The sequence below is a fragment of the Haloterrigena gelatinilytica genome, from assembly GCF_013342145.1.
Classification (GTDB): Archaea; Halobacteriota; Halobacteria; order Halobacteriales; family Natrialbaceae; genus Haloterrigena; species Haloterrigena gelatinilytica.
This window is the reverse complement of the sequence record NZ_JABUQZ010000002.1, coordinates 82,530-108,133: the sequence shown is the minus strand read 5'-3', so window position 1 is coordinate 108,133 and position 25,604 is coordinate 82,530. Positions and strand designations below refer to the sequence as shown.

The following is a 25,604-nucleotide window of genomic DNA, read 5'->3' as shown; positions in this document are numbered from 1 at the left end:
GTATCGCGGTAATTTCACCAGGTCGGCAGTCCTCGCGTGTATAGTTCGTGACTACGGCAGCCTCAGGGCGGGGATAACAAAGCCGTGTTACCGGCTGTATCAGCACGATTGCCCACGCGGGTATCGAGTACTCATGTATCATCCAACACGACAGTTCCGCACCCCTGGCACGGTCTCGAGGGACAGCTCCGGAGGTGAGACGCCGTGAGCGAGTTCGTCCACGGCGAGGATTGCACGGTCGACGACGATGCGACGGTCGGATACGGCGAGTTCGACGAACCGACGCGAGTCGGCGACGGCGCGACGATCAGGGCCGGCTCGATCGTCTACGGCGACGTGACGATCGGCGACGAGTTCACGACCGGCCACGACGTCCTGGTCCGAGAAGGGACGACGATGGGCGACGACGTCCTCGTCGGCACCAAGACGGTCATCGACGGCCAGACGACGATCGGCTCCCACGTCAGCCTCCAGACGAACGTCTACATTCCGACCGAGACGACGATCGGGGATAACGTCTTCATCGGGCCGAGCGCGGCCCTGACGAACGACGAGTACCCGATCAGGACGGACAACGGCCTCGAGGGGCCGACGATCGAGGACGGCGCATCGATCGGCGCGAACGCGACGCTGTTGCCCGGCGTCACCGTCGGCGAGAACGCCTTCGTCGCCGCCGGGTCGGTCGTCACCGAGGACGTCCCGCCGGACACGCTCGCCGTCGGCACGCCGGCGACGGTGCAAGCGTTGCCCGAACCGCTCGAGGGAGCAAACCAGATCGCATGACCGATTCCAACAGCGACATCGACAGCGGGCGCGAGCCCGGAACCGAGACGGTCGCCGAGACCGACGGCGGCGTCGCCGAGGCCGAAACTGAGAGCGAGACCGACGCGTCGGCGTCCGAACCGAGCGACGAGGGCGCCGAGACCAGCGACTCCGTCTCGATCGCGAACCCGACGCTCAGCGACGACGCCGTCGAGCGAGTCGAATCGATCCTCGAGAGCGGCATGCTCGCCGACGGGCCGGAAGTCAGAGCCTTCGAGGACGAGTACGCCGCCTACTGCGGCACCGACCGGGCCGTCGCGACCTCCAACGGGACGACCGCCCTGCACGCGGCCCTCGAGGCGCTGGGCCTCGAGGAGGGCGACGCGGTGCTCACGTCGCCGTTTTCCTTCGTCGCGAGCGCGAACGCGATCAGACTCGCCGGCGCCCGACCCGTCTTCGCCGACATCGATCCGGAGACGTACACGCTCGATCCGGACGCCGTCGAGCGGATCCTCGAGGAGCGTGACGACGTCGTCGGCCTGCTGCCGGTCCACCTCTACGGGCTGGCGGCCGACATGAAACGGCTGTGCGAGATCGCCGACGAGCGCGACCTGTTCGTGCTCGAGGACGCCTGCCAGGCCCACGGCGCGGAAATCGACCGCGAGCGCGTCGGTTCGTTCGGCGACGCGGCCTGCTTCTCGTTCTATCCGACGAAGAACATGACGACCGGCGAGGGCGGGGTGATCACGACCGATCGCGACGACCTCGCCGACCGAGCCGCGAGCTTCGTCAACCACGGCCGGGACGTCGGCGAGGGCGGCAGCTACGAGCACGTCGACCTCGGGCACAACTACCGCATGACGAGCCTCGCCGCCGCCATCGGCCGCGAGCAACTCGAGCGGCTGCCCGATTTCAACCGGGCTCGACGGGAAAACGCCGCCTACTACGACGAGCAGCTGGCCGAGCTGCCGGTCGAGACGCCGACGGAGCCGGACGGCTACCGGCACGTCTACCACCAGTACACGATCCGGACCGACGAGCGCGACGAGCTGGCGGCGACCCTCGACGAGCGGGGCGTCGACACCGGCGTCTACTACGGGACGCCGATCCACCGCCAGCCGGCCTACGAGACGGTGAGCACGGCCGCGGCGTCGCTTCCCGAGGCCGAGCGGGCGGCCGAGACCGTGCTCTCGCTGCCGGTGCATCCGACCCTCTCGGAGCGCGATCGGCGAACCGTCGTCGAAGCAGTGACCGACCACTTCCACTCCCAATGAACGAAACACCTTCACGACCGATTCGGGCCGGCGTCATCGGCGTCGGCTCCATGGGCGAGAACCACGCGCGCGTGTACAGCGAACTCCAAGACGTCGAACTCGCCTGCGTGGCCGACCACGACGAGGAGGTCGCGCGGCGAGTCGCCGACGCGTACGCCACCGACGCCGTCGCGTTCGAGACCGTCCTCGAGCGCTGTGACGTCGTCACGGTCGCCGTTCCGACGCGGGCTCACTACGACGTCGTCTCGGACTGTCTGAACGCCGACGTCCACGTCCTGGTCGAAAAGCCGATCGCCGAGACGACCGAACAGGGCCGCGCTCTGGCCGAACTGGCCGAGGAACGTGGTCTCGTCCTGCAGGTCGGCCACATCGAGCGGTTCAACCCGGCCGTCCAGACGGTGACGGACCTGGTCGAGGACCTCGACGTCATCAGCGTCGAGGCCGAACGACTCGGCCCGCCGCTCGATCGGACCGCGCTGGGCAACGTCGTCTTCGACCTGATGGTCCACGATCTCGACATCGTCGCCTCGCTGCTCGAGGACCGGCCGGATTCGGTGACCGCGACGGGAACCGAGAGCGGCCAGTACGCGACGGCGACGCTCGAGTTCGACGACGTCGTCGCCTCCCTGACGGCCAGTCGCGTCACGCAGAAGAAAGTCCGGACGCTGACCGTCACCGCCCGCGAGTGTCTGGTCGAGGTCGACTATCTGGAGCAGTCGGTGCTGATCCACCGCGACTCCTATCCGGAGTACCTCACCGACGACGGAAAACGGCGGTACCGCCACGAGAGCGTGGTCGAACGACCCCGCGTCGACAACGGCGAGCCGCTGCGACACGAACTCGAGTCGTTCGTCGAGGCCGCCCGGAACGGCTCCGAGCCGGTCGTCACCGCCGAAGACGGCATCCGGGCCCTCGAGATGGTCCAGACGATCGACTCGCTGGTTACCGAGGAGACCGAGAAACGGGAGGTGGAGGCCTGATGGTCGGCGACGAGACCGACGTCGGGCTCTACGACTCGACCGTCGACCCGGAGCGCCAACGCGACCTGCTCACCGACGGCGAGATTCCGGTCGCCGTCTACGGCCTCGGGAAGATGGGGCTGCCGCTGGCGGGCGTCTACGCCGAAACGACGGGCGCCGTCACGGGCGTCGACATCGATCCCGACGTCGTCGACCGAATCAACGACGGCGAGAACCACGTCGTCGGCGAGCCCGGACTGGACGAGCTCGTCGCCGAACAGGTCGACGCCGGTCGGCTCGAGGCGACGACCGAGGGCCCCGAGGCGGCCGCGAACGCGCGGATCCACGTGATCATCGTCCCGACGCTGCTGGACGACGACGACGATCCGAACCTGGCGACCGTCGAGTCGGTCGTCGACGATATCGCCGCCGGACTAGCGCCGGGCGATCTGGTCATCGCCGAGTCGACGCTGCCGCCGACGAGCTGTCGAGACGTCATTCGGCCGCACCTCGAACAGGAGAGCGGTCTCGAGGACGACGAGTTCGGGCTGGCGTTCTGTCCGGAGCGGACGTCCAGCGGTCGCGCGCTGGAAGACATCCGCGGTGCGTACCCCAAGGTCGTCGGCGGGATCGACGACGAGAGCACCCGCGCCGCCTCGGTCGTCTACGACGAGCTCTCGAGCAACGAGGTCCACCCGGTCTCGGACGCGACGACCGCAGAGGCCGTCAAGGTGTTCGAGGGCGTCTACCGCGACGTCAACATCGGGCTGGCCAACGAACTGGGACGGCTGGCAGACGAGCTCGGCATCTCGGTCCGCGAGGCGATCGGGACGGCGAACGATCTGCCGATGTGCCAGCTCCACGATCCCGGTCCGGGCGTCGGGGGCCACTGCATCCCCTTCTACCCGCACTTCCTGCTCTCCCAGGCCGAGGAACCGATGGACCTGACGCGGACGGCCCGCCGGCTCAACGACGAGATGCCGGCCGTCACCGTCGACAGACTCGAGCGGGAGCTCGAGGCGACCGGCGACGACCTCGCGGACGCGTCCGTGGTCGTGCTGGGGATCACCTACCGGGCCGGCGTCGAGGAGACGCGCGCGTCGCCGGCGATCGGCGTGATCGACGCGCTGCGGGACGCCGGCGCGGACGTCGCCGGGGTCGATCCGCTGGTCGATCCCGCCGACTACGGCGCTCGAGCGGTCGACGTCGACGACCTCGCGGACGAGTCGTTCGACGCCGCGATCGTCGTGACGCCCCACGCCGAGTTCGAGGCGATTCCGTGGGCCGACCTCGAGCCGATGGTCGTCGTCGACGGCCGGGACGCGGTCGACCTCTCGGGAACGCCACACCGGCGGTACACCCTCGGCGGAACGGCGGACGGACGGCCGCCGCGAGGCGACGGCGGAGCGGACGCGATCGCGGCGGACGAACGCTCGCTGACCGCCGACGGCGGCACCGACGAACGACCGACGGAGACCGACGGCACCCTCGAGAACCCCGGGGCAGACGATGTATAAGGGCAAACGAATCGGCGTCGTCGTCACGGCCTACGACGAGGAGTCGTTCGTCGGGACCGTCATCGAGACGGTTCCGGACTTCGTCGACCGGATCTACGCCATCGACGACGCCTCGCCGGACGGCAGCTGGCGGGAGATCAGGCGCGTCGCCGCGCGGATCAACGAGGACGCCGAGCCCGAGCCGGCGCTCGCGCTGGCCGACGGCGGCGACTCGCGGCGGGTCGTGCCGATCCGCCACGAGGAGAACCGCGGCTACGGCGCGGCGGTCAAGACGGGGTACAAACACGCCGCCGACGACGAGATGGACGTCGTCGCCGTGATGAACGGGGACGGCCAGATGGACCCCGCGATCCTCGATCGGATCATCGATCCGGTCGTCGAGGGCGAGGCCGACTACGCGAAGGGCAACCGGCTGCTCCACCCCGAGGACCGCGAGGGAATGTCGACGTTCCGGTTCTTCGGCAACGCCCTGCTCACCGGCCTCTCGAAGTTCGCCTCGGGGTACTGGACCATCGGCGACCCGCAGAACGGCTACACCGCCATCTCGCGGGAGACGATCGAACGGCTCGACCTCGAGGCGATCACCGATCGGTACGGCTTCCTCAATCACCTGCTGACGCACCTCAACGTCAACGAGTGTCGCGTCGCGGACGTCTCGATGTCGGCGGTCTACGGCGAGGAAAACAGCAGCATCCGCTACGTCCCGTTCGTGCGGTTCGTCTCCCTGCTGTTGCTCCGGAGCTTCATCTGGCGGCTGAAGACCCGCTACGTGGTCGAGAAGTTCCATCCCGCCGTCGTCCTCTACGGCGCCGGCGCCACCGGACTCCTCGGCGGCAGCGCCGGACTCGGCAACTCGATCGTCCGAACCCTTCGCGGAAAGGACGGGTACACCGGTGCGATCGGCTCGTTCGTGGCCGTCCTGGTCGGCCTGATCGCACTCGGGTTCGCGATCTACCTCGACTTCGACGAAAACGAATCGCTCGAGACGACCAGATACGAGTACAGCGGCGCGAGGACCGAGGTCGAGACGCCCGATCAGTCGATCGAGTAACGAACGATATCGTCGTCCTCACACGCCGGACACCTGACCGTGTCCGCCGAGACGGTCGTTCCGCAGGTGCGACACTCGTAGATGACCGTCGACGACGGCTCGCTCTCGCCACTGTGCTGTGTCGTCGCTGGTGACTCGGTGTTGGGCTCCGATCCGGTAAAGAGACCGGAGAGCAGGCGAGAGAGTGACATAGAATTCGGTTGTCGGTGCTTCTTTCGATTCGGGTATAAGTGTTTCGCGATTAGTCGTCGAATCAAACTCCAGAACCATCACCGAGAGATGAAAGTAGTGATTAAAACGGAAATGAAAGCTCGTATTTCATCAAATCATATCGATAGTTAGGTGAGAAGGTTTATGCTTGTATACTCGACATCATCCGGTATATGGAACGGCAGTACGCGACCCACGATGCGCAGACGGACGACGATCGGTCGGTCGCCGTCGATCTCGCCGATCGAACGCCCGCGGCGGCGACGGCCGAATCGGCGACCGCCACGATCGCCGCGACCACGCGGGACGCCGACTCGTCGGCGAACACGCTGACGATCATCGGGCACGGTACCCCCTCGAGTTTCGAGATTACGGTCGACGGGACGATCGAACTGATCGACGACGAGAGCGAGTCGGCGACGGTCCTCTCGGGGTCGACCCTCGAGGGGACGATCGAATCCGGGACGCTCCGGTTCCGGTTCACCGGCGACCTCGCGGACGTGACGCTCGTCGACCGCCGGATCACGGGTCTGTCCCCGGCCGCCGTCCCGAACGTCCACGTGGACTACGCCGCCCCCGAGTCGCGGACGTAACTCGGCGGTCTCAGGTCCCGAGCGCGACGGTGCGATGCAACAGTATCTTGTAGCCCGACTGCGTTTTTCCGGCCGACGCGACCGTATTCACGGGGAGAATCAGCATGACCGATCCGCACGCGAACGACGGTGACGAGGAACCGGACGAGAACGCCCCGGACGCGAACGACGGGGCCGAAGAAGCCGACGCAGAGGGAGAAGCGGAATCGGAACCGGACGTCCCCGCCGAGTGGATGGACCCCGTCGACGACGAGATCCTCGAGTTGATGCGGGAGAGCTACATTTTCGATCCCGACCACATCGAAACGGAGGACGTCTGTCGCGCGCCCCACGCCGCGTACCGCTGTCGAGAGCTCAGCAAGCGCGGCCTGCTGGTGAAACAGGCAATCGGCATGTACGACATCACGGAGTTAGGAGAGCGGTACCTGGAAGGCGAGGTCGATCCGACAGCACTCGAGTCCGAGGACGAGTGACTCGCGGCTGACGGCCGGCGCGACGGCGCGGCGACGCTCGAACGCCCTCGCGGAAGCCGGACCTACGCCGCGTCGACGGCCTCGGGAACGTCGGCTTCGAGCATCGCGACGACGTCGTCGGCGCCGACGAACCCCTCAGCGCGACGGTCGATCTCCTCGCCGTCGGAAAACAGGATCAGCGTCGGCACCGAGCGGATCTCGAACCGCTCGACGAGTCCGATATCGTCCCCGGGGTTGATCAGCGCGACCGGGACGCCGGTCGCTCGGGCGACGTTGCCCAGAACCGGTTCCATCGCCTGACACATCGTGCAGCCGCTGGTGTAGAACTCGACGAGGGCGACGTCGTGGCGCTCGAGGAAGGCGTCGAGCTCGTCGCCGGTCTCGAGGTGCGTCGGTTTTGTCGGGTCGTCCATACTATCCCTATCGGCTTCGCGCTGAAATCGGTACCGTCGGCGGACGCTGGGGGTTCGCGTGAGCCGAACCGGGACGACGTCCGCCACAGCGTGAGCGAGGCGGTCCGCGACGGCGACCGGACTCGCCGTCGGCGGAGAGCTCCCGTGCGATGAACGGACTCGCCGGCGATCTACTCGGATGAATTCGTTTGAAGCGTTACCGGAGCGCGGCCTCGAGTCGATCGCCCCGACGACCGTCGGCGGTCCTCGCGACCGCTCCGAAGCCGCCGCCGACGCGGCCGGTTTTCGAACCGGGGGATCGCACCGTTTCGGACGAAATCGTTCGTATACGGGCGACGACTCGCGTGGACGATCCGAACCGTAGCCGATGGCTTTACGCGCCGATCCCGTCGGTCCGGTCGATGACTCGGCCCGCAACTACCGACGAGAATCCGTCAGTACCCCGGAAATCGACCCTCTTTTGCTGGGAGTGCGACCACGCGAACCCGGTCGACGGCGACTGGGTTCGCCGGACGCGGGACCGACACGTCGAATACGTCTGCCCCGTCTGCGAGACGACGCTCACGAAGCGGCCGCTTCCCGACGACGCGACGGCCGATCGATCGATCGCTCGACCGACCGCGACGTGGCAGCGAACGGTTCGAACCACGATCCAGATCTGGCGAGCGACCATCGACGTCGGACTGACCGGCGTCGCGGCCGTGTCGGTTCCCTCGAGCGACCGACTGCGACGCTGACGGCACCGGCCGAACTCGGTCGCTCTCGCCGCGAGTCGCGGTCGCCTCTGCTGGTCGGGTTCGGTCGCGACTGACGTCCCGATGGGTGACTGATGGGCGTCCCGATCAGTGTCGGTCTCCGCGCCGTTCGTAACGGTCGATCAGTAACCGCTACACGACTATTCAGTTTTCCCCGACGTTTTTCAGTCGTTGTTAGTTCCAACCCCTCATACACCCTTTTCTAAACAACACATGTCCAAGTTTATCTCACTATAGGAGTATTCGCCAACATCAGTAGAACTTTAGTAGTAGAATCCAATGGCATACTCGAGTAGAAGATGACAAGCGGAAATCTCACGTCCGCGGAAGAGGAGGTACTGGACGAGATCGAAGAACAGGATATCGACTTCCTTCGACTGCAGTTTACCGACATCCTGGGGACGGTAAAGAACGTCTCCGTGCCGGCCCGCCAGGCCGAGAAGGCCTTCACCGAGGGGATCTACTTCGACGGCTCCTCGATCGAGGGCTTCGTCCGCATTCAGGAATCGGACATGCGTCTGGTTCCCGATCCGGACACGTTCGCCGTCCTCCCCTGGAGACAGCGCGAGGACGGGGCCTCCGCCCGGATGATCTGTGACGTCTACAACACCTCGACGGGCGAGCCCTTCGAGGGCGACCCGCGCAACGTCCTCAAAGGGGCCATCGAGCGCGCCAACGACATGGGCTACGAGGTCAACTTCGCGCCCGAGCCGGAGTTCTTCATGTTCGAGGAGGACGAAGAGGGTCGCGCGACGACCGAGACCGCCGACTACGGCGGCTACTTCGACCTCGCGCCGAAAGACCTCGCGAGCGACGTCCGCCGGGACATCATCTACGGTCTCGAGGACATGGGCTTCGAGATCGAAGCCAGCCACCACGAGGTCGCTCGCGGCCAGTACGAGATCAACTTCGAGTACGACGACGCGCTCGCGACCGCGGACAACGTCGCCACGTTCCGCACCGTCGTCCGCGCGATCGCCGCCGAACACGACCTCCACGCGACGTTCATGCCCAAGCCGATCCCGAAGATCAACGGCTCGGGCATGCACACGCACATGTCCTTGATGACCGAGGACGGCGAGAACGCGTTCCACGACGAGGACGACGAGTTCAACCTCTCCGACACCGCCCACTCCTACCTCGCGGGTATCTTAGAGCACGCGCCGGCGATCACGGCCGTTGCGAACCCGACGGTCAACAGCTACAAGCGCCTGGTGCCGGGCTACGAGGCGCCGGTCTACGTCGCCTGGTCGGATCGTAACCGCTCGGCCCTGGTCCGCAAGCCGGCCGCCCGCGTCCCGGCGGCCTCGCGCGTCGAACTGCGCTCGCCGGACCCGTCCTGTAACCCGTACCTCGCCTTCGCCGTCATGATCCACGCGGGTCTCGACGGCATCGAGCAGGACCTCGAGTGTCCCGACCCGGTCCGGGAGAACATCTACGAGTTCGACGAACAGAAGCGCGAGGAGTACGGCATCGAGACGCTCCCGTCGAACCTCGGCGAGGCCGTCGAGGCCCTCGAGGAGGACGAAGTCATCTACAACGCGCTCGGCGAGCACGTCGCGCCGAAGTTCGTCGAAGCCAAGAGTCAGGAGTTCGAGGAGTACCTCGTCGACGTTTCCCAGTGGGAACTCGACCGCTACCTCGAGCAGTACTGACGATCGCCGTCGGTCCTCGGTTTCGTTCCGCTTGCTTTTCTCGGGTTGCTTCGAGCGCGTGTCGCTGTTGCAGTCGTCGGCGTCCGAGCGATCTCGAGGACGGTAGTAGATTCGAGCGAAGAGACCCGTCTCGAGCGCCGGCTATGTACCTCCTCCGCTTTTGGCGAGCGCTACGTAGGAACTATATACTAATCATAAATAGTTGTCATGTATGACTAATTCGTTGAAGTCAAAGCTATTCGGGACTGAAACGTGGAATAATAAGTGGTACGTCTATGTCGGTACGCCGATTTTCGCGTTTCTCGGCGCCCTCTGCTACTGGTTGTTCGGCATCCATCTGGTGTCTTCCACACCGGCGGAAACCGTATTGATGATCCTGTTTCCAGGAACTGCAGTCGTACTCGGATCTACGATACTCGCCGTAATCGACGGGCTGTAATGGAGTCTACTGCTGCCGATATCGCGAGTGAAAACGCGAGTACTGACCCGCGCTGGGTTCGACAGCGATCCACCGAAGACCCCACCAGACGTCACAAAATCGAGATCGTAACGACGATCCGCTACCCGTCCCGCTCAGTTCGCGACGACGTACTCCTCGCCGCGCCGTTCGATCAGGTTCTCGCTCGAGAGTTCGTTCAGAAGACTCAGAATCGAGAGTTTCTTCATCGCCAACAGGTCGCCCAGATCGTCGACCGTGGCACCGCCCGTCGCCTCGAGACAGAGGAAGACGAGTTTCGCCTGCGCGGAGTCGAGCTCCTCGGGAATCGGTTCGATCCGGGGCTCCGGTCGCTGCTTCTGTGAACTCATTGTCAGCAGTGGAGTCCCCGTTCGTGTATATAAATCCACACGTGGATTGTGTATATATCGGATAAAGGAGTACAGTACAGGGTTCGATACAATTTCGTCGGGCGGAAAATATGGGTGGTGATAGCAACCATGACGACTGACGACCGCGGCGCTCCGGGAGTATTGCAGCGGAGCCCGATCGGTCGGGCAACGAGTCTGAACCGACGGGAGTTTTACGGGTGTCGACCCACCTTCGAGACGACCCGATGACGAACGATCGCGACCGCCCGACGCCGCCGTCCGATCTCGACCGCGACGCCGGGGAGGCGCTGGCGCGACTCGAGGATCGAGACGCCGACGACCTCCGCGCTATCGCCGCCTACCTCGAGGATCTCGCGGCGTGGACGGAATCGGCCGCAGACGAGTCGGACGAACGAGCGGAGACGGGTTCGACTCCGAGCGATCCCAACGACGACGACGCCGGTGAGGAGATCGACGACGACCTCGAGTACCCGGAGGGCGTCCCGGACCGAGCGTCGGTTACGGTCAAGGAGATCGCCGGCACGACCTACCACTACTTCCAGTGGCGCGACGGGGACCGCATCGAGTCGGAGACGGTCCAACGAGAGAGCAGCAGCTGGTGAGAACGGCGACACCCCGCCCCGCGAAACGGCATCCGGTTTCGACGCCGTAACGTGTTCACCGGCGAACAGTTATGGTGGTATGGAGAGAACGGCCGGATATGCTCGGCGTGTTCTTCGGCTTCCTCGCGGTCGTTCTCGCGGTCGGCGGCGTCTTCTGCGTTGCCGAGGCGCGCTCGTACACCGACGAGCAGCGGGCTCGAGCCCCGCGGCTCTGGCGAGCGTACGCCGCCAGCGGCGCGGTCTGCTGTCTCGTCGGCGTCGGAAGCGTCGCGTGGCTCGTAACCGGTGGGACACCCTGGACAGTGAGCGGTATCGTGAGCCTCGCCGCCGCGCTCCCGTGTTTCGCTCAGGCGTGGTTCCACCGGACGGCGACGATCGACCGCAGTCCGCTGGCCGAGCGGCTGGGCGAGGTCGTCGCCCGAACGCTCAATTTCCCCGAGGCCACCCGGCAGTCCTGAGACGACGGTCGATCGTCGGCGCCGATCGCGGCCGCGACCCCCTCAGTTCAGGTCCCACTCCTCGTCGTCGACCCTGACTCGCGTCAGCTCGTCGCGATCGCCGAGCAGGCGGAACTCGAAACCGCCGTCGTCGCGCTCGTACTGCAGGTCGAGCGTCGTCACGTCGGCCGTGATCTCCTCCGTGTAGGACGGCTCTTCGTCCCGCGAGGCCGGGGGCTCGAGGTCGTGGTCCGCGTAGGCGACTCGAGTCGACTCCTCGATCACGTCGTCAGCGCCGTAGACGTCGGCGTCGATTCCGTTGGTCTCGATCTCCCGCACCTCGAGCCGGTAGGTTTCCATGGGCATACGTCCCGTTCGCGCGGTCCCGTGTTGGCGATTCGGCTTACATTCGCTGGCGGTCGGGTCGGTACCGATGGACGGGCGCTGCGAACGGTCAAACCGCGTCGTACGGCCCGAGACGCGTCCCGTCTACCAAGTAGGCCTCGCCGTCGGCCAGCCCCGCGGGGAGGAACGGCGAGAGAAACGACTGGTTCGCCAGGTTCACCCACGTGCCGCCGACGAGGTCGTTGAACGCCGGCACGACCACGATTCGCGGCGGCCGGGGCGGCGTCTCGCCGTCCCGCTCGAGCCACGAGACGCCCTCGTACTCGGGACGCTCGCGGAACGGGTCGGGATCGAGGCGGCCACGCAGCCACGCCCGTTCGACGCGGCTGCCGCCGACCTCGTCCTCGAGGCGGACGCAGGGGTGTTCGTGGCCCAGACAGACGACGTCGCACTCGAGCACCTCGGGGGCGGGCCACGTGTGGCCGTGGCAGACGCCGACGGCGCCACCACCGAGCGCGACGCCGGCGCCGGGCGTGACCGTCACGGCTTCGGGATCGAACTCGAGGGCGGCGACCTCGCGCTCGCTTTCGGGGGTGAGCCAGTCCTCGATCCCGCCGTCGTGGTTGCCCTTCACGACCGTCACCGAGAGCGAGGGGGAGAACGCCTCGAAGAGCACCTCGAGTTCGCCGCGCTCGGCGCCGCCCGGGTCGCCGATCGAGTGCATCAGATCGCCGAGTACGACGAGGCGGTCGGGGTCGGTGCGCTCGATCAAACGCAGCAGTCGCTCCCGGCGGTCGGGGGCGCGGCTGGGGACGTCGACGCCGCGTTCGTAGCGCAGTCCGGCCTCGTAGCCGGCGTGGTAGTCGGCGACGAGCAGGACGCGCTCGGTCCCGACGGTGGCGGTCGCGGCCGGTTCGCCGGGAACGGGCTCGACGCGGGGCAGTGTCGAACCGCGAGGCGCGTCGGAACGAGGCGCGTCGGACATCAGTCGTCGATCAGATCGCCTTCAGCGTCTCGTCGTCGGGCTCGTAACACTGGCCGCCCATCAGGGCGTCCTGGATCGCGTCCTCGACCTCGCTCTCGTCGGCGCCGGTCTCGTCGGCGACTCGCTCGACGAGTTCGGTCCGGTCGGCGCCGTCGCCGTCGTCTATGTCCTCCATCGTTTCGACGACGTAGTCCTCGAGGTCGACGTCCGCGGGTTCCTCCTCGGTGTCGTCGGCCGCGTCCTCGGCGGGCTCCGTCGCGGCGGATTCGGCGGTCGCGTCGTCTTCGTCGGGTTCCGCTTCCGCGTCGGCCTCGAGTCCCGACGACGGCGGCGCGCCGAGGTCGTCGGTCGACTCGGTTTCGGCTTCGTCGGACGCCGCGGCGTCAGCGGCCGCCTCGCTTTCGGTCTCGAACTCGTCGACGGGTTCGTCGTCGGGCTCGGGCACGTCGATGTCGGCCTCGCCGGGTTCCTCGACCTCCGCACCGGTCGTGAACTCGGCGCCGAACTCCGCTTCGAGCTGTTCGCGCTCTTCTTCGTCCATCTCGTACATCCCGCCGTCGCCGACGTCGTCGGCGTCGACGTCGTCGGCGTCGACGTCGAAGTCGCCGAGATCCTCGTCGTCGGTCTCGGCATCAGTCTCGAGGTCGGCACCCGTCTCAGTGTCGCTCTCGAGGTTGACGTCAGCCTCGGTAGCTTCGTCCGTCGTCTCGGACTCGTCGAGGTCCGTCTCGTCGAACCCGGCGTCCGCTTCGGCCGGCTCGTCGGTGGCGGCGACGTCGGCCGTCGCGTCGGCCTCGGCGTCGGTCACGCCCGTTCCGGTTGGCGTCGCCTCGGTCGTCTCGGCGGCCGGGTCGGCGCTTTCGGGAGTCGATTCCGTCGGCGGCTCCGGTTCGGTTTCGGTTTCGGTCTCGGTCTCGGTCTCGGTCTCGGATTCCGCCTCGACGGCGTCCGCCTCGTCGGATTCGACCTCGACGTCGGCAGACGAGGACTCGCGGTCGGTGCTCGTCGCCGTCCCCGCGGCGGAACCGGTGCCGGCCGTCGCCGCGGCCGGCTCCGGTTCGGGCTCGGAATCGGACTCAGTTTCGACCGCCGGTGGCGTCTCGAGACCCTCGAGATCGAGGTCGACGAGGTCGGCCAGCGACGCGAACGAGGCGTCGGCGTCGGGACTCGAGTCCTCGGGCGAAAGCGAGAACGCTTCGACCTGATCGCGCTCGCCCGCGACGACCTCGACGGCCTCGAGGGCGCAGTCGCGCAGGGCCGCGAGGTAGGCCGGCGTCGTCCCGTAGTGGTCCTGTGCGAGCGGGATTCCCCCCGCCAGCCCCTTGTCGACGCCGGCCTCGAGGAGCGCATCGGTCAGCGCGTCTCCACTCGCGTCGCTTTCGGCGGCCGCGGCGTAGGTGCCGACGCGCTCGACGGTCTGCTCGGCCGCGCTGACGACCCAGCGATCGCGGGTGTCGGCGTCGACCGTCGCGATGCTCTCCGGGCGGAGCGAGGTGTAGACCTGGTCCGAGTCGTCGGGCTGGAAGGTGCGGGCCTTCCCGGTCACCGCGACGAATTCGGGCGGCTCGAGTCGCTCGAGCGTCGCGAGTTCGTCGGGCTGGTACTGACCGGCGTAGACGACGAAGGCGCCGGTCGGATCGACGACGCGGGCCCGGACCATCTCGTCGTTGACCGCGGTGATCTCGGTGAGGGTCCCGACGGCGAAGACGCGGTTGAGCCGCGCGCCGGTCGGCGAGATGACGTAGTTGGGGGCCCGTTCTTCGTCGCTCTCGGCGTAGGAGAACGACGCGTCGTCGTACTCCGCGGCGAACAGTCGGTAGGCGACTTCGCGTCCCGGAATCTCCTCGTCGTCCTCGCCGTTCCCGTTCGCGCTCATGCGCTCACCTCCTCGAGGAAGGCGGCGGCACGCGCCTCCGGATCGTCGGCGCTCTCCTCGAAGCTCTCGGCGTCGAGGTTCGCGCCGTACTCGTCGACCGAGAGGTGGCCGCGCACGCGGTACTCCTTCCCGACGATGCGCTCGCGGATCGTGTCGGCGACGACTTCCTGGTCCATCGCCTCACGGGCCTGCTCGAGGGCATCCTCGAGCGTCCCGCCGTAGACGTCCTCGGTGAGTTCGTCGTCGAGGACGACGGTGACGGCGCCGGTACCGTCGTCTAAGATTGCCTTCACGCGGAGGTCGTCGATCCCGTCGACGTCGCCGTGGGTGCGACACTGGCCCTTCTGGATGACCCGGTAGCACTCGGGGCAGCGCTGGATCAGCCCGGATCCGTCGCGGACCGCGATGGCGTTGCCGACGAGTTCGACGTCGTAGATGCCGCCGGTTCGGACGGCCTCGCCGACGTCCATCGTCGTCGAATCAGCCCCGACCTCGATCTCGCGGTCGAGGGCGGTGACCGTCGAGAACTCCGAGACGTTCACTTCCGGAACGCCACGGAACTCCTGGACGTAGGCGTTCTCGATCCGGACGGCACCGCCGTCCTCGATTTCGGGTGCGGGATCCCAGTTCGTGAACGGCAGGCGGCCGCTCTCGTCGCCGAAGACGCCGCTCAAGATCTCGGTTTCGCCGTCGCGGCCGTCGATCGTCCGTCGTTCGCACTCGACGACGGCCACCTCGACGTTCACCGCGCGGTCGCCGGTCTGGAGATCGGCTAACTGGGCGTCGCCGCCGATCTCGTCGGCGTAGGCCGCGGGAATGTCGAGCGAGTCGTCCTCGAAGGACAGCGAGGTGCTCTCGCCCAAGTTGAGTTCGGGTTCGCCGTCCCACTCGCGGACGCCCGCGTTGCCCGCGGTGATCGTGTCGCCGGCCGAGAGTCCGAAGTCCTCCCAGGCGGTGTAGTCGATCGCGCCGGTCTCGTCGGCCAGTCGACCTTCGACGATGACGTGGTCCGAGCCCTGGTAGCGGATCGATCGCTTGCCGGACGTCAGGACGACACCAGTCACGGTGACGTTGCCGTCCTCGGGCGTGATCTCGGCGATATCCTTGCTCGAGGGAGCGCCGCCGCCGCTCGAGCCGCCGCCGTACTTCCGTCGCAGGCTCTGTTTGGCCTCGTCGACGGGAACGCTGTACTCCACCAAGTTCTGCAGGTCGGATTTGACCTCCTCTTTGTCGACACCGAGGTCGGAGGCGAGATCCTCGGCATGATCGTCGAGTTCCATCACTTGCCTTTCGTGCGGGGGCTTCAAAAGCGTTCCCGCAACGGGGTGAAAGTGAAGCGTTCGAACGGATTTCGGCAGGCGGTCGCAGTCGCTCAACCGGACCGCGAGCGCGGCCGGGTACGCAGTGGAGGTGGGTGAGCAGTGTAGTCGATAGACTCCCGGACGGCAGTCACTCCGAAGTCAGTCCGTCCCGCAGTATTAGTCCACGTAGCCGAGCGCCGAGAGGCGGTCTTCGACAGCGTTCTCGCCGGATTCGACCGACTCGTCGGCTGCAGCAGGCTCCTCGATCGTCTCCGCGGGAGCGTCGCCCGATCGCACGATCCGTTTTCGCTCCGAATAGGGCGGAACGAACCACGGGACGGTGTTCAGTTCCGGCATACGGATGTTCGTCGGGTGGAAGTAAACCGGGACCGGGAACGGCGTCGCCCACTCGCCGAGCGCGTTTCCGTGATCGGCCGTGATCACCGTCTTCCCCGGGAGATCCTCGGCGAGCGGAACGGCCTCCTCGAGCACCCGAATCAGGTTATCGCGATAGGCTTCCCAGAAGACGCCCTCTTCGATCGCGCCGTTTTGCAACTCTTCCCAGACGAATCCGGGCGCGTCGTCCATCGAATCTTCGAGCATCATATCCCGAAGTCCGCTCGTGATTTCGCTGTCGACGTCGAGTTGCGTTTCGCCGATGAACGGGACGTGTGGCTGCATGAAGTGGACGATCAGCCGCTTGTTCGGATAGGCGTCGTGAGCGGCCCGAGCGCGTTCGGAAAGAACCCCCGGGAGGACGGTCCCGTCTTCGTCGTCCCAGTCGTCGATCCAGGCGCGGTCCGTATCGTAAAACGCGTCGTCGAGAACTCGTTTCTCGTGGGGGTTCGCGGTGACGTAAACGGTGTCGTTGTAGGACCGCCCCTCGAAGTTCTCGGAGAGGAACTCCGGCGACGAACTGCCCCGGGACTGAAACCGGGAGAGCTCTCCGTCCAACGAGTGCTTGGCATAGATCTGCGTGAACAGGTCGTATCGACAGCCGTCGAGGATAATCAGGTTATCCCAGTCCGCATCCATGACGTACTCGCCGTCGTTTCCCCGGATCCGCTTCTGGATCGGACCGAGAACGGAGGACAGCAGGAGTTGACGTCTCATAAAGGGGGTGGTAAGTATCCCCTTCGCCATAGTCAGTTTTTCCTGTAGGGCCATGAATGACTGTTCATTCATAATGAACATAATATTATCGGATGAGATTTCAGGAAATAACAAACGCGATGGCGATTGTCACCACGATATCCAACGGGAATCGAGGTTCGAGTTCACCGCGCCCGCGATCGGTTCGCCGCTCGTCGCGGCCAAATCGTCCGGTCGTGGCCGTCACCGGCGGCGGCGAAACACCGTCTCTTCTCGGAGATCCCCTCCGGAGAGACGGTATGCACGTCGTCGACGCCGCCGCCGCGAGCGCGGGCGGTGAACTCTCCTCGCGGCGCCGCGAGCGGATCGCGATCAGCGGCGAAGCGGACTTCGAGCGCGTCGACCGCCTGCGGGCGTTCGCAGCGCTCGAGTCGGCGGACTCGTCGTCATCCAGATCCTGACGCGAGCCCTGTACGCCGCCGTCCTGTTCGGCGAAACCGTCCCACGTTCGCCTTCGTCCTGCTGATCGGCTACCTCGTCTACCGGCTCCCGCTCGGTTCGAGCGACGTCGAATTTCATCGATCGTGAACGTTTTCCCAGAGTACCTGCGATATCGAGACACTCGTGAGCACGCTCGGAGAGGTCGTGATGATCGCAGCGTTGGCCGGCGCGGCGACCGGACTCGGCGCACTGCCGGTGTACGTGACCGAACGGATCAGCCACCGCTTCTACGACGCCGCGCTCGGCCTCGCGGCAGGGATCATGTTCGGCGCGGCCGTCTTCGCGCTGGTCGTCCCCGGCCTCGAGTTCGGTTCGCTGTGGGAGGTCGTCGTCGGCGTTCTCCTCGGCAGCGTCTTCCTGTTGGCCGCGAACCGGCTCATTCCCCACATTCACCTGCTCATCACGGGCGAAGCGAACCGGACCTATCCGCCGATCGCGGGATCGGAGAGGGAACTCGAGGCCGCGCCGCCGTTGCCGCCCGGTGAAAGAGCCGACGACGCCGACGCGCGCGACGAGGACGTCGTTCCCGCGCCGGACGACGACCTCCGGCAGGCGATTCTCGTCGGCAGCGCGATCACCATCCACAACGTCCCGGAGGGGCTGGCGATCGGCATCGCCTTCGCGGGCGGCCTCGAGAGCGTCGGGATCGCGCTGGCGGTCGCGATCGCCGTTCAGAACGTTCCCGACGGCTTCGCGATGGCGATCCCGGCGAGTCAAACCGGCCTCTCGAAGCCGAAGACGATCCTCTACACGACGCTCTCCGGCGCGGGCCCCGAACCGATCGCGGCCGCGATCGGCTTCGCCCTGGTCGCGGTCGTCACCGGGCTCTTCCCGGTGGCGGCCGGCTTCGCCGCCGGAACGATGCTCGCGGTCATCTTCCGGGAGATGATCCCCGCGAGCCACGGCCACGGCTACGCCGACGAAGCCACGCTGACGTTCGTCGTCGGCTTCGTCGTGATGGTCGTCGTCGACGTCGGACTCGCCGTCTGAGCCGGTTCAGCCCGGCACCGTCCGGGGAGCGACTTATGCAGCCCGTTAACGTACACCACGGGAGATTCATGAATCGGGCCGAACCGCGATCACGACGGGCGGTGCTTCGACTCGGCGGCAGCGCGGCCGTAGCAGCCCTTCTCGCCGGCTGCGGTGGGGATCCCGGCGGAAACGGGGGCGAGGAAGATCAGTCGGAGAACGGCGGGGAGGGCGCGAACCAGTCCGAAGACGGCAACGAGACGAACGAGTCGGACGGCGACGGCAACGAAACGAACGAATCGGAAAGCGGCGGCAACGAGACGGACGGGAACGAGACTGACGGCGGCAACGAAACGAACGAGTCGGAGGACGGCGATGGCGGCGCCAGCGGGGCGATAGAACCCGGCGAAATCCAGCTCGGCGGCGAAACGCAGGCCTGGCTGGGCGTCTCTCCCGATCAGATCGCCGACGAGGAGAATCCGACGCTCACCCTGCAGGAGGGGGAGAGCTACGAGATCACGTGGGAGAACCTGGACGGCGCCGGCCACAACATCCAGATTCTCGACGACAACGACGAGGTCGTCGACGACTACGAGACCGAAATCATGTCGGAGCAAGGGGAGACCCAGACCCTCTCGATCGACGAAGTCACCGGCGAGATGGCCCAGTACATCTGCGAGCCCCATCAAGCGACGATGAACGGCGACATCGAAGTTCAGTAACCGGTCGACGGCGACGGTCGCGACCGACGGCGGGAATCGCGACCGATAGCATGGCGGTCGAGCGGAGCGGTTACGGCGATCAGTTCACGGTGTTTCTTTACGGACGGCCACGCAGGAGACCCATGCACGTCGTCGTCAACGCCGCCGCGAGCGCGGACGGCAAACTCTCCTCGCGGCGCCGCGAGCAGATCGCGATCAGCGGCGAAGCGGACTTCGAGCGCGTCGATCGACTCCGAGCCGACAGCGACGCCGTCGTCGTCGGCGTCGGCACCGTTCTCGCCGACGATCCGCACCTGACGGTGAAAGACGAGTCGCTGTGCGAGGACCGCCTCGAGCGGGGCGAGTCGAAACAGCCGGCCCGCGTCGTCGTCGACTCGCGGGGGCGCACCCCGACCGACGCCGCGGTGCTGGACGACGCGGCGGCGACCTACGTCTGTCTCAGCGAGGCCGCCTCCGTCGATGCGCGGCTGGCGCTGACCGACCGCGCGGAACTCGTGACCGCCGGCGACGAGCGCGTCGACCTCCTGCGGGCGTTCGCGGCGCTCGAGGAACAGGGCCTCGAGCGGCTCATGGTCGAGGGCGGCGGCGAACTCATCTTCTCGCTGTTCGAGGCCGGACTGGTCGACGAGTTACGGACGTTCGTCGGCCCGACAGTCATCGGCGGCCGCGACGCCCCGACGCTGGCCGACGGCGAGGGGTTCGTCGAGGCGTTTCCGTCGCTCAGTCTCGAGGAGGTCGCTCGACTCGACGACGGCGCCTTGCTGATCTGGCGCGTCGAGGGGCGCTAGGCCGACGGACTCGTCCGGTCGGGTCTCGCGTATTAGACGACGTTTTAGAACTGATCGAATAATCAATTATACGAACAATTTTATTATCCGATTACGTTTTCCGGAAATATTTTCGGCGGCCACGTTGGGGACCCGTACGACGATTCGACAGATGACACGAGACACCGATCCGAACGCGACCGGACGGAGAGCAGCGCGGCGAACCGAACCTTCGCGCGTCGACCGTCGAGCGTTCCTCGGCGCGCTCGGGGCGACCGCCGGCGTCCTCGGCGGGAGCGCCATCGCGGGTGCGACGGGCGACGGCCGAAGCGGGGCCGGCGTTCCGGGAGTCGACTGCGACCGCCCCCAGTTCGCGTGTGGCCGGCAGGTGACCGCGGCCGACGGGATGGTCTCGAGCGTGGATCCGATCGCTTCCGGCGTCGCCGCGAACGTCCTGCGGGAGGGCGGCAACGCCGTCGACGCCGCCGTCGCGCTCCAGTACGTGCTGACCGTGACCCAGCCCCACGCATCGGGCATCGGCGGCGGCGGGTTCATGGTCGTCTACGACGCGGACGCGGACGAGGTCTCCGTCGTCGACAGCCGCGAGCGGGCGCCTCACGGCGCGACCCCGGACATGTTCCTCGACGAAAACGGCGAGCCGATCCCGTTCGACGAGCGGATCCAACTGGGGAAGGCCGTGGGCGTCCCCGGCACCGTGATGGGGCTGGAGACGGCGCTGGAGTTGCACGGCTCGCGGCCGCGGCAGCGACTGATCCGTCCCGCGATCGACCTCGCGCGCAACGGGTTCGCCGTCGACGCGGTCTTCGCCGAACAGATCGCGGAGAACTGGGAGAAGTTCAACGACGCGGCCCGGGAGGCCTACTCCGATGCGTCCGGGAGGCCGCTCGAGGCGGGCGACACACACGTCAATCCCGATCTGGCGGATACGCTCGAGCGGATCAAGTGCGGCGGCGCCGCGGCCTTCTACGAGGGGCCCATCGCCGCCGATCTCGCCGAAACGGTACGGGGGGCCGGCGGCAGCATGACCGTCGACGACCTCGCCGCCTACGACGTCACGCTCGACGAACCGGTCCGGGCGGCGTGGCGCGACCTCGAACTCGTTGGCCAGCCGCTGCCGAGTTCGGGACCGACCACCGTCGCGTACATCCTGCGGGTCCTCGAGCAACTCGGGATCGAACGGTACGACCTCCGGTCGCCGGAGAAGTATCACCTGTTCGCCGAGGCGACGAGTCTGGCCTGGGCCGACCGGAACGAGTACATGGGCGACCCCGAGTTCGTCGACGCGCCGGTCGACGGTCTGCTCAGCGACGACTACCTCGCCGAGCGCGCCGCGCAGGTGCGCGTCGACGACACGCTCGCGGACTACGGAGCCGAGGAGTGCGTCGACCCCGGCGTACCGCCGGGCGTCGACGGATCGCGGGGAGTCGCGGCCGCCGAGGAAGGGTACGGGTCGACGACCCACTTCTCCGTCGTCGACGCGGACGGCAACGCCGTCTCCTACACCTCGACTATCGAACAGCTCATGGGCTCGGGGATGATGGTCCCCGGGCGCGGCTTCATGCTCAACAACGAGTTGACGGACTTCGACGCCGAACCCGGCGGCCCGAACCAGGTCGAGCCGTGGAAGCGGCCGCTGAGCAGCATGAGCCCCATCATCGCGTTCCGCGACGGCGTCCCCGAGTTCACCGTGGGCTCGCCGGGCGGCTGGACAATCATCACCTCGGTCGCCCAGACGCTGCTCCACCGCTACGTCTACGACCTCGAGCCGCTCGCGGCGCTTTCCGAACCGACCGTCTTCACCACCGACTGTCCGCCGATCATGTGGGAAGACGGGGTGCCGGCCGGCGCCCGCGAGGCGACCGAGCGATTCGGCCAGGTCTGGGAGGACGACCCCAGCGACGACTTCGGCAACGTACAGGTCATCGAGGTCGGCGCGGACGAGCTGATCGGCGCGGCCGATCCGACGCGCGACGGACTGGCCGTCGGCCTCGACCGGGGCGGCGAGTGCGGTCACGGCGAGCACGAAACGCGCGGTCACAGAGAGTCAGCGGCGAACGGGCGCGGCCGAACCGACTGAACTACTCGAACTCCGGTTCGCGATCCTCCACGAACGCCGCCATCCCCTCGCGCTGGTCCGGCGTTCCGAAGAGGCTCGCGAACGCTCGCTTCTCGTACTCGAGCCCGCTGGTCTGTGACCCCTCGTGGCGCTGGTTGAGCGCCTGTTTCGCGGCGCGCATCGCGACGGCCGGCTTCGCGGCGAGCCGCGAGGCCAACTCGTCGACGGTCTCCTCGAGGGCGCCGTCGGCCACCACTTCGCCGAACAGCCCGGCCTCGGCGGCCGAATCGGCGTCCAGTCGCTCGCCGAGGAAGATCATGCGGCGGGCGGTCTCGTCGCCGACGAGTTCCGGCAGTCGCTGGGTCGCGCCCCAGCCCGGGATGATGCCGAGGTCGATCTCCGTGTTACCGATGACGGCCGACTCGCCGGCGACGCGGAGGTCGCAGGCGATGGCCATCTCGCAGCCGCCGCCGAACGCGTAGCCGTTGACCGCGGCGATCGTGGGCGCCGGGAACGCCGCGAGCGCGTCGGCGACGTCGTGACCGAGGGCGCCCCACTCCTGGGCTTCGGCGGTCGAGAGATCCCGCATGTAGCCGATATCCGCGCCGGCGATGAACGCATCGTCGCCGGCGCCGGTCAGGACGAGCGCGCGGGCGTCCTCGTCGGCCGCCTCGGTGAGCGCCTCGCCCATCGCCTCGAGAGTCTCGACGTTCAGGGCGTTGAGCGCCTCGGGTCGATCGACGGTTATCGTTGCGACGTCTCCGTCCCACTCGATTTCGACGGTCTGCCAGGACATACGCCGGGGTTCATCGGCCCCGGTGAAATCCCTTGGCACCGCGGTAGTCTCGGTCCGTGGGCGCGACCGAACGCGACCGTCGAGTCCGGACCCGTCACATCTTTCCTCGAGCACGACCTACTCGAATGCATGGAACGAGCCACGTTCGGCGGCGGGTGTTTCTGGTGTGTCGAAGCGGCATTTAAGGAACTCGAGGGGGTTCGGTCGGTCACCTCCGGCTACGCCGGCGGACACACCGAGGATCCGACGTACAAGGCGGTCTGTTCCGGAAAGACGGGCCACGCGGAAGTGGTCCAGATCGAGTACGACCCCGACGCGATCGCCTACGCGGACCTGCTCGAAGTCTTCTTTACGATCCACGACCCGACGACGAAGGATCGGGAGGGCCCGGACGTCGGCAGCCAGTACCGGTCGGCGATCTACGCCCACGACGACGACCAGCTCGAGACCGCAGAGACGTTCGCCGCGGAACTCGAGAACGAGGGGCTCTACGACGGAATCGTCACCGAGATCGAGCCCCTGGACACGTTCTACGAGGCCGAGGAGTACCACCAGGACTACTTCGAGAAGAACCCCAACGACGCCTACTGTTCGATGCACGCGGCCCCGAAGGTCGAGAAAGTGCGGGAGAAGTTCGGCGAGAAGGCCGCTGCCGGCGACTAACGTTCTCCGGAACCGGTCCGCTGCAGTGACTCGGCGCGTCGATCGACGGACCCGTACTCGAGGCCGCACCGCTCGCCGATATCGCAAGCAGACCGCTGAAAACGTGGTAGGGAGTAGCAATCCGTAATGAGCGAAACCGACCACGCCACCCCGTCTGGTCGCGCTATCGAACGTGGTGGGGTCTATGCTCACGCAACCCACGGTCGCGTCGAGGTTACCCAAATCTGGCAGGGGACGCAGTGGACCGAGGCGGTCACGGTACCATCGACCGAGGAACGGGAGATCGGTCGGCCGATCGTCGTCCGCTATATCCCGGCCGCCGACGGGGACTGGCGCGACGAGCTCGCCGCGACGCTCGACGAGTTTCACGCCGCGATCGCGCCCGCAGACTAGCACATCGACGGTACCGATACCGCGATTCGCGTGAAAGCCTGTTCCGTATTCATTCGACGCTACAAGCGACGCTCGTGTCCGAGCGCCAGTCGGCGGAGGCGTTACCGATCGATTCCAACCCGGGCCCGTACCGGTGCGACGGACCCACGGACAGGCCGCATCCGCGGTATCGCTGACTGGAATCGAGGCGCCGGTCGATTTCTTCTTCCGAACGCGACGAGGAGCACCGTTTCAGTTATCGCAACTACCGTGCGGGCCGGGTAAATCCGATCCGCGTCATCGAAGAGCGAGGAGATCGATGGGCGAAAGTCCGGAAGATTCGTAGAGACGCGACGTGTGGCCGCACCGTCGCGGCCTTCGTTCCGTACGACTGAGCGTAAACGGCGCCTACCGCTCCCGATCGCGAAGCGACTATGCGACGGTTCGAGCGTCCGAAAGCCCGCGTTACGTGCGTTGTAGGGGTCTATAATAAAAGGACTAATCGCTGTCGTTCGGCGTATGAATCAAGTGTCGGTCGAACGCAACGATCTTCTGGAGATCTTACTCGTTGCGGACAGTCGCGACGAAGCCCGTCCGCTGAGCGCTGCGTTCGAGGAACCGGCCGTGGCGGCGACGCCGCACACGGTTCTCACCACCGATGCAGCGCTCGACGCGCTCCGGCGCGACGAGGACGCGTCCGTACCGTTCCCCGACATCGTGCTGATATACCTCCCGCGGTCGGACGCGGTCGAATTGCTCGAGGCGATCGAGCGCGAACGACGATTCGCGCCCGTCCCCGTGCTCGTCGTCGTGGACGGCGGTACCGACGCGACCTGCGGCCTGTACTACGAACGCGGTGCGAACGCGTGTCTCGAAGCGACGGGCGAGTTCGACGCGCTCGTGTCGGCCACCGAATCGTTCTGGTGCAACCAAGCGCAGCTGCCTCCGAAATAGCACGATAGCAACGGCGCGGTCCCGGAGCCGATTCGGAGACCCGAAGCCGAACGATCGGCAGTACCGTCCCGTCCCGTCTCCGACGTTGTCGAACGCGGGTTCCGACTCTTCCGTTCGCCGCTCACCGGGCTCCCACTCCTGCGTTCACTCGAAGGCTCTATCTTGAATACCGCTCCCGTCGACGGTTTCGATGGATCATGTCAATCGGCAAACTCGGCCCCGAAAACGTCGTCACGACCAGTCCCGATAGCGACCTCGAGGAGGCCACGCAGACGCTCGAGGACGAAAACGTCGGCGCGCTCGTCGTCACCGAGGGCGACGAGCCGGTCGGGATGCTCACCGACCGCGACGCCGCGCTCGCGATCCACGATCACGACGACGTCGGCTCCCTCTCGGTCGAGGAGATCATGGCGGAGGATCCGGCGACGATTCACGCGGACGACGATCCGTTGGCGATCTCGGAGGCGATCGCGGAGCACAACGTCCGTCGGTTCCCCATCGTTGACGACGACGGCAACCTAACCGGGATCGCGACGTTGGACGACCTGATCGCGACGATCGGTGAGGAACTCGACAACGTCGCCGACACGATCGAAGCCCAGTCGCCCGACTACAGTCCGTAGCAACCGTCGTTTTTTCCGTCCCGACGCCGCGC

Annotated in this window: 29 protein-coding genes and 1 pseudogene; 21 read left to right on the top strand and 9 right to left on the bottom strand. The window is 66.7% G+C overall.

Going from position 1 to position 25,604, the window contains the following annotated elements; all coding sequences use genetic code 11:
* Nucleotides 1–204 precede the first annotated feature (204 nt).
* Genes HTZ84_RS21710 through HTZ84_RS21690 form a run of 5 tightly spaced genes read left to right on the top strand, consistent with a single transcriptional unit; the run spans nt 205 to nt 5,563 of the window.
* Entirely contained in the window at nt 205–783 is a 579-nt protein-coding gene (locus tag HTZ84_RS21710; RefSeq protein ID WP_126665073.1) for an acyltransferase, read from the top strand.
* Complete coding sequence (locus tag HTZ84_RS21705) at nt 780–2,036, top strand: DegT/DnrJ/EryC1/StrS family aminotransferase (RefSeq protein ID WP_174682731.1); 1,257 nt, start codon at nt 780–782, stop codon at nt 2,034–2,036. The genes HTZ84_RS21710 and HTZ84_RS21705 overlap by 4 nt, the downstream gene beginning before the upstream one ends.
* A complete protein-coding gene (locus HTZ84_RS21700) occupies nt 2,033–3,016 on the top strand; it encodes a Gfo/Idh/MocA family protein (RefSeq protein ID WP_174682730.1) in 984 nt (327 codons plus the stop codon). The genes HTZ84_RS21705 and HTZ84_RS21700 overlap by 4 nt, the downstream gene beginning before the upstream one ends.
* A complete protein-coding gene (locus HTZ84_RS21695) occupies nt 3,016–4,512 on the top strand; it encodes a nucleotide sugar dehydrogenase (protein ID WP_174682729.1) in 1,497 nt (498 codons plus the stop codon). Before HTZ84_RS21700 ends, HTZ84_RS21695 begins: the two co-directional genes overlap by 1 nt.
* Entirely contained in the window at nt 4,505–5,563 is a 1,059-nt protein-coding gene (locus tag HTZ84_RS21690) for a glycosyltransferase family 2 protein (RefSeq protein ID WP_174682728.1), read from the top strand. The genes HTZ84_RS21695 and HTZ84_RS21690 overlap by 8 nt, the downstream gene beginning before the upstream one ends.
* Here HTZ84_RS21690 and HTZ84_RS21685 read toward each other — a convergent pair.
* Nucleotides 5,548–5,754, bottom strand: coding sequence for a hypothetical protein (locus HTZ84_RS21685; protein WP_126665068.1), 207 nt, complete (start codon nt 5,752–5,754; stop codon nt 5,548–5,550). The genes HTZ84_RS21690 and HTZ84_RS21685 overlap by 16 nt on opposite strands.
* Nucleotides 5,755–5,946: 192 nt before the next feature.
* Between HTZ84_RS21685 and HTZ84_RS21680 the strand changes: the two genes are divergently transcribed.
* Nucleotides 5,947–6,366 carry a hypothetical protein gene (locus tag HTZ84_RS21680; protein WP_174682727.1) on the top strand — a complete coding sequence of 140 codons (420 nt, stop codon included), beginning with the start codon at nt 5,947–5,949 and terminating at the stop codon, nt 6,364–6,366.
* 104 nt (nt 6,367–6,470) lie between these two features.
* Nucleotides 6,471–6,839 (top strand): hypothetical protein, encoded by a 369-nt coding sequence (locus HTZ84_RS21675; protein WP_174682726.1) that lies wholly within the window; start codon nt 6,471–6,473, stop codon nt 6,837–6,839.
* Between the two features lie 62 nt (nt 6,840–6,901).
* On the opposite strand, the gene HTZ84_RS21670 is transcribed toward HTZ84_RS21675, so the two are convergent.
* Entirely contained in the window at nt 6,902–7,252 is a 351-nt protein-coding gene (locus tag HTZ84_RS21670; protein WP_174682725.1) for a thioredoxin family protein, read from the bottom strand.
* Nucleotides 7,253–7,653: 401 nt separating this feature from the next.
* On the opposite strand from HTZ84_RS21670, the gene HTZ84_RS21665 reads away from it, so the two are divergent.
* The 3 genes from HTZ84_RS21665 (at nt 7,654) to HTZ84_RS21655 (ending at nt 10,101) form a co-directional block, all read left to right on the top strand.
* Nucleotides 7,654–7,989, top strand: coding sequence for a hypothetical protein (locus HTZ84_RS21665; protein ID WP_174682724.1), 336 nt, complete (start codon nt 7,654–7,656; stop codon nt 7,987–7,989).
* 317 nt (nt 7,990–8,306) lie between these two features.
* A complete protein-coding gene (gene glnA / locus HTZ84_RS21660) occupies nt 8,307–9,662 on the top strand; it encodes a type I glutamate--ammonia ligase (RefSeq protein WP_174682723.1) in 1,356 nt (451 codons plus the stop codon).
* A 211-nt stretch (nt 9,663–9,873) separates the two neighbouring features.
* Nucleotides 9,874–10,101 (top strand): hypothetical protein, encoded by a 228-nt coding sequence (locus HTZ84_RS21655; protein WP_174682722.1) that lies wholly within the window; start codon nt 9,874–9,876, stop codon nt 10,099–10,101.
* Between the two features lie 134 nt (nt 10,102–10,235).
* Here HTZ84_RS21655 and HTZ84_RS21650 read toward each other — a convergent pair whose 3' ends face one another.
* On the bottom strand, nt 10,236–10,469 hold the full coding sequence (locus tag HTZ84_RS21650; protein ID WP_174682721.1) for a MarR family transcriptional regulator: 234 nt from the start codon (nt 10,467–10,469) through the stop codon (nt 10,236–10,238).
* A 245-nt stretch (nt 10,470–10,714) separates the two neighbouring features.
* Between HTZ84_RS21650 and HTZ84_RS21645 the strand changes: the two genes are divergently transcribed.
* Together HTZ84_RS21645 and HTZ84_RS21640 are read left to right on the top strand one after the other, a co-directional pair.
* Complete coding sequence (locus HTZ84_RS21645; protein WP_174682720.1) at nt 10,715–11,092, top strand: hypothetical protein; 378 nt, start codon at nt 10,715–10,717, stop codon at nt 11,090–11,092.
* 98 nt (nt 11,093–11,190) lie between these two features.
* A complete protein-coding gene (locus HTZ84_RS21640) occupies nt 11,191–11,550 on the top strand; it encodes a hypothetical protein (protein ID WP_174682719.1) in 360 nt (119 codons plus the stop codon).
* A gap of 42 nt (nt 11,551–11,592) precedes the next feature.
* On the opposite strand, the gene HTZ84_RS21635 is transcribed toward HTZ84_RS21640, so the two are convergent.
* From HTZ84_RS21635 to HTZ84_RS21615, 5 genes are all read right to left on the bottom strand, one after another.
* On the bottom strand, nt 11,593–11,895 hold the full coding sequence (locus tag HTZ84_RS21635) for a hypothetical protein (protein WP_174682718.1): 303 nt from the start codon (nt 11,893–11,895) through the stop codon (nt 11,593–11,595).
* Between the two features lie 88 nt (nt 11,896–11,983).
* Complete coding sequence (locus tag HTZ84_RS21630) at nt 11,984–12,859, bottom strand: metallophosphoesterase (protein WP_174682717.1); 876 nt, start codon at nt 12,857–12,859, stop codon at nt 11,984–11,986.
* A 10-nt stretch (nt 12,860–12,869) separates the two neighbouring features.
* The gene (locus HTZ84_RS21625; RefSeq protein WP_174682716.1) at nt 12,870–14,735 is read right to left on the bottom strand and encodes a hypothetical protein; all 1,866 of its coding nucleotides are present in this window, start codon (nt 14,733–14,735) and stop codon (nt 12,870–12,872) included.
* The gene (locus HTZ84_RS21620) at nt 14,732–16,015 is read right to left on the bottom strand and encodes a Single-stranded DNA binding protein (RefSeq protein ID WP_174682715.1); all 1,284 of its coding nucleotides are present in this window, start codon (nt 16,013–16,015) and stop codon (nt 14,732–14,734) included. Before HTZ84_RS21620 ends, HTZ84_RS21625 begins: the two co-directional genes overlap by 4 nt.
* Before the next feature lie 198 nt (nt 16,016–16,213).
* Nucleotides 16,214–17,149 (bottom strand): hypothetical protein, encoded by a 936-nt coding sequence (locus HTZ84_RS21615; protein WP_174682714.1) that lies wholly within the window; start codon nt 17,147–17,149, stop codon nt 16,214–16,216.
* A gap of 278 nt (nt 17,150–17,427) precedes the next feature.
* On the opposite strand from HTZ84_RS21615, the pseudogene HTZ84_RS21610 reads away from it, so the two are divergent.
* The 5 genes and pseudogenes from HTZ84_RS21610 to ggt form a co-directional block, all read left to right on the top strand.
* Nucleotides 17,428–17,544, top strand: a pseudogene (locus HTZ84_RS21610) (2,5-diamino-6-(ribosylamino)-4(3H)-pyrimidinone 5'-phosphate reductase); the annotation flags it as partial.
* A gap of 208 nt (nt 17,545–17,752) precedes the next feature.
* Nucleotides 17,753–18,619 carry a ZIP family metal transporter gene (locus tag HTZ84_RS21605; protein ID WP_174682713.1) on the top strand — a complete coding sequence of 289 codons (867 nt, stop codon included), beginning with the start codon at nt 17,753–17,755 and terminating at the stop codon, nt 18,617–18,619.
* Nucleotides 18,620–18,687: 68 nt separating this feature from the next.
* Nucleotides 18,688–19,320 carry a cupredoxin domain-containing protein gene (locus tag HTZ84_RS21600; protein ID WP_174682712.1) on the top strand — a complete coding sequence of 211 codons (633 nt, stop codon included), beginning with the start codon at nt 18,688–18,690 and terminating at the stop codon, nt 19,318–19,320.
* A gap of 122 nt (nt 19,321–19,442) precedes the next feature.
* The gene (locus HTZ84_RS21595; protein ID WP_174682711.1) at nt 19,443–20,108 is read left to right on the top strand and encodes a 2,5-diamino-6-(ribosylamino)-4(3H)-pyrimidinone 5'-phosphate reductase; all 666 of its coding nucleotides are present in this window, start codon (nt 19,443–19,445) and stop codon (nt 20,106–20,108) included.
* A 151-nt stretch (nt 20,109–20,259) separates the two neighbouring features.
* On the top strand, nt 20,260–22,185 hold the full coding sequence (gene ggt / locus HTZ84_RS21590) for a gamma-glutamyltransferase (protein ID WP_174682710.1): 1,926 nt from the start codon (nt 20,260–20,262) through the stop codon (nt 22,183–22,185).
* A 1-nt stretch (nt 22,186) separates the two neighbouring features.
* On the opposite strand, the gene HTZ84_RS21585 is transcribed toward ggt, so the two are convergent.
* Nucleotides 22,187–22,960, bottom strand: coding sequence for an enoyl-CoA hydratase/isomerase family protein (locus HTZ84_RS21585; RefSeq protein ID WP_174682709.1), 774 nt, complete (start codon nt 22,958–22,960; stop codon nt 22,187–22,189).
* Between the two features lie 129 nt (nt 22,961–23,089).
* Between HTZ84_RS21585 and msrA the strand changes: the two genes are divergently transcribed.
* From msrA to HTZ84_RS21565, 4 genes are all read left to right on the top strand, one after another.
* On the top strand, nt 23,090–23,623 hold the full coding sequence (gene msrA, locus HTZ84_RS21580) for a peptide-methionine (S)-S-oxide reductase MsrA (RefSeq protein ID WP_174682708.1): 534 nt from the start codon (nt 23,090–23,092) through the stop codon (nt 23,621–23,623).
* A gap of 126 nt (nt 23,624–23,749) precedes the next feature.
* The gene (locus tag HTZ84_RS21575) at nt 23,750–24,016 is read left to right on the top strand and encodes a hypothetical protein (protein WP_174682707.1); all 267 of its coding nucleotides are present in this window, start codon (nt 23,750–23,752) and stop codon (nt 24,014–24,016) included.
* 498 nt (nt 24,017–24,514) lie between these two features.
* Entirely contained in the window at nt 24,515–24,949 is a 435-nt protein-coding gene (locus HTZ84_RS21570) for a response regulator (protein ID WP_174682706.1), read from the top strand.
* A 197-nt stretch (nt 24,950–25,146) separates the two neighbouring features.
* The gene (locus HTZ84_RS21565) at nt 25,147–25,572 is read left to right on the top strand and encodes a CBS domain-containing protein (protein WP_174682705.1); all 426 of its coding nucleotides are present in this window, start codon (nt 25,147–25,149) and stop codon (nt 25,570–25,572) included.
* Nucleotides 25,573–25,604 lie beyond the last annotated feature (32 nt).

Excerpts from the sequence above, each read along its gene's own strand:
- HTZ84_RS21565 (WP_174682705.1), top strand. The coding sequence starts at position 25,147 with ATGTCAATCGGCAAACTCGGCCCCGAAAACGTCGTCACGACCAGTCCC.
- HTZ84_RS21650 (WP_174682721.1), bottom strand. The coding sequence starts at position 10,469 with ATGAGTTCACAGAAGCAGCGACCGGAGCCCCGGATCGAACCGATTCCC.
- msrA (WP_174682708.1), top strand. The coding sequence starts at position 23,090 with ATGGAACGAGCCACGTTCGGCGGCGGGTGTTTCTGGTGTGTCGAAGCG.
- HTZ84_RS21630 (WP_174682717.1), bottom strand. The coding sequence starts at position 12,859 with ATGTCCGACGCGCCTCGTTCCGACGCGCCTCGCGGTTCGACACTGCCC.
- HTZ84_RS21625 (WP_174682716.1), bottom strand. The coding sequence starts at position 14,735 with ATGAGCGCGAACGGGAACGGCGAGGACGACGAGGAGATTCCGGGACGC.
- HTZ84_RS21705 (WP_174682731.1), top strand. The coding sequence starts at position 780 with ATGACCGATTCCAACAGCGACATCGACAGCGGGCGCGAGCCCGGAACC.
- HTZ84_RS21640 (WP_174682719.1), top strand. The coding sequence starts at position 11,191 with ATGCTCGGCGTGTTCTTCGGCTTCCTCGCGGTCGTTCTCGCGGTCGGC.
- HTZ84_RS21645 (WP_174682720.1), top strand. The coding sequence starts at position 10,715 with ATGACGAACGATCGCGACCGCCCGACGCCGCCGTCCGATCTCGACCGC.
- HTZ84_RS21680 (WP_174682727.1), top strand. The coding sequence starts at position 5,947 with ATGGAACGGCAGTACGCGACCCACGATGCGCAGACGGACGACGATCGG.
- HTZ84_RS21700 (WP_174682730.1), top strand. The coding sequence starts at position 2,033 with ATGAACGAAACACCTTCACGACCGATTCGGGCCGGCGTCATCGGCGTC.
- HTZ84_RS21685 (WP_126665068.1), bottom strand. The coding sequence starts at position 5,754 with ATGTCACTCTCTCGCCTGCTCTCCGGTCTCTTTACCGGATCGGAGCCC.
- HTZ84_RS21665 (WP_174682724.1), top strand. The coding sequence starts at position 7,654 with ATGACTCGGCCCGCAACTACCGACGAGAATCCGTCAGTACCCCGGAAA.
- HTZ84_RS21690 (WP_174682728.1), top strand. The coding sequence starts at position 4,505 with ATGTATAAGGGCAAACGAATCGGCGTCGTCGTCACGGCCTACGACGAG.
- HTZ84_RS21635 (WP_174682718.1), bottom strand. The coding sequence starts at position 11,895 with ATGCCCATGGAAACCTACCGGCTCGAGGTGCGGGAGATCGAGACCAAC.
- HTZ84_RS21615 (WP_174682714.1), bottom strand. The coding sequence starts at position 17,149 with ATGAGACGTCAACTCCTGCTGTCCTCCGTTCTCGGTCCGATCCAGAAG.
- HTZ84_RS21655 (WP_174682722.1), top strand. The coding sequence starts at position 9,874 with ATGACTAATTCGTTGAAGTCAAAGCTATTCGGGACTGAAACGTGGAAT.
- HTZ84_RS21620 (WP_174682715.1), bottom strand. The coding sequence starts at position 16,015 with ATGGAACTCGACGATCATGCCGAGGATCTCGCCTCCGACCTCGGTGTC.
- HTZ84_RS21675 (WP_174682726.1), top strand. The coding sequence starts at position 6,471 with ATGACCGATCCGCACGCGAACGACGGTGACGAGGAACCGGACGAGAAC.
- glnA (WP_174682723.1), top strand. The coding sequence starts at position 8,307 with ATGACAAGCGGAAATCTCACGTCCGCGGAAGAGGAGGTACTGGACGAG.
- HTZ84_RS21575 (WP_174682707.1), top strand. The coding sequence starts at position 23,750 with ATGAGCGAAACCGACCACGCCACCCCGTCTGGTCGCGCTATCGAACGT.
- HTZ84_RS21600 (WP_174682712.1), top strand. The coding sequence starts at position 18,688 with ATGAATCGGGCCGAACCGCGATCACGACGGGCGGTGCTTCGACTCGGC.
- HTZ84_RS21695 (WP_174682729.1), top strand. The coding sequence starts at position 3,016 with ATGGTCGGCGACGAGACCGACGTCGGGCTCTACGACTCGACCGTCGAC.
- HTZ84_RS21570 (WP_174682706.1), top strand. The coding sequence starts at position 24,515 with ATGAATCAAGTGTCGGTCGAACGCAACGATCTTCTGGAGATCTTACTC.
- HTZ84_RS21595 (WP_174682711.1), top strand. The coding sequence starts at position 19,443 with ATGCACGTCGTCGTCAACGCCGCCGCGAGCGCGGACGGCAAACTCTCC.
- HTZ84_RS21670 (WP_174682725.1), bottom strand. The coding sequence starts at position 7,252 with ATGGACGACCCGACAAAACCGACGCACCTCGAGACCGGCGACGAGCTC.
- ggt (WP_174682710.1), top strand. The coding sequence starts at position 20,260 with ATGACACGAGACACCGATCCGAACGCGACCGGACGGAGAGCAGCGCGG.
- HTZ84_RS21585 (WP_174682709.1), bottom strand. The coding sequence starts at position 22,960 with ATGTCCTGGCAGACCGTCGAAATCGAGTGGGACGGAGACGTCGCAACG.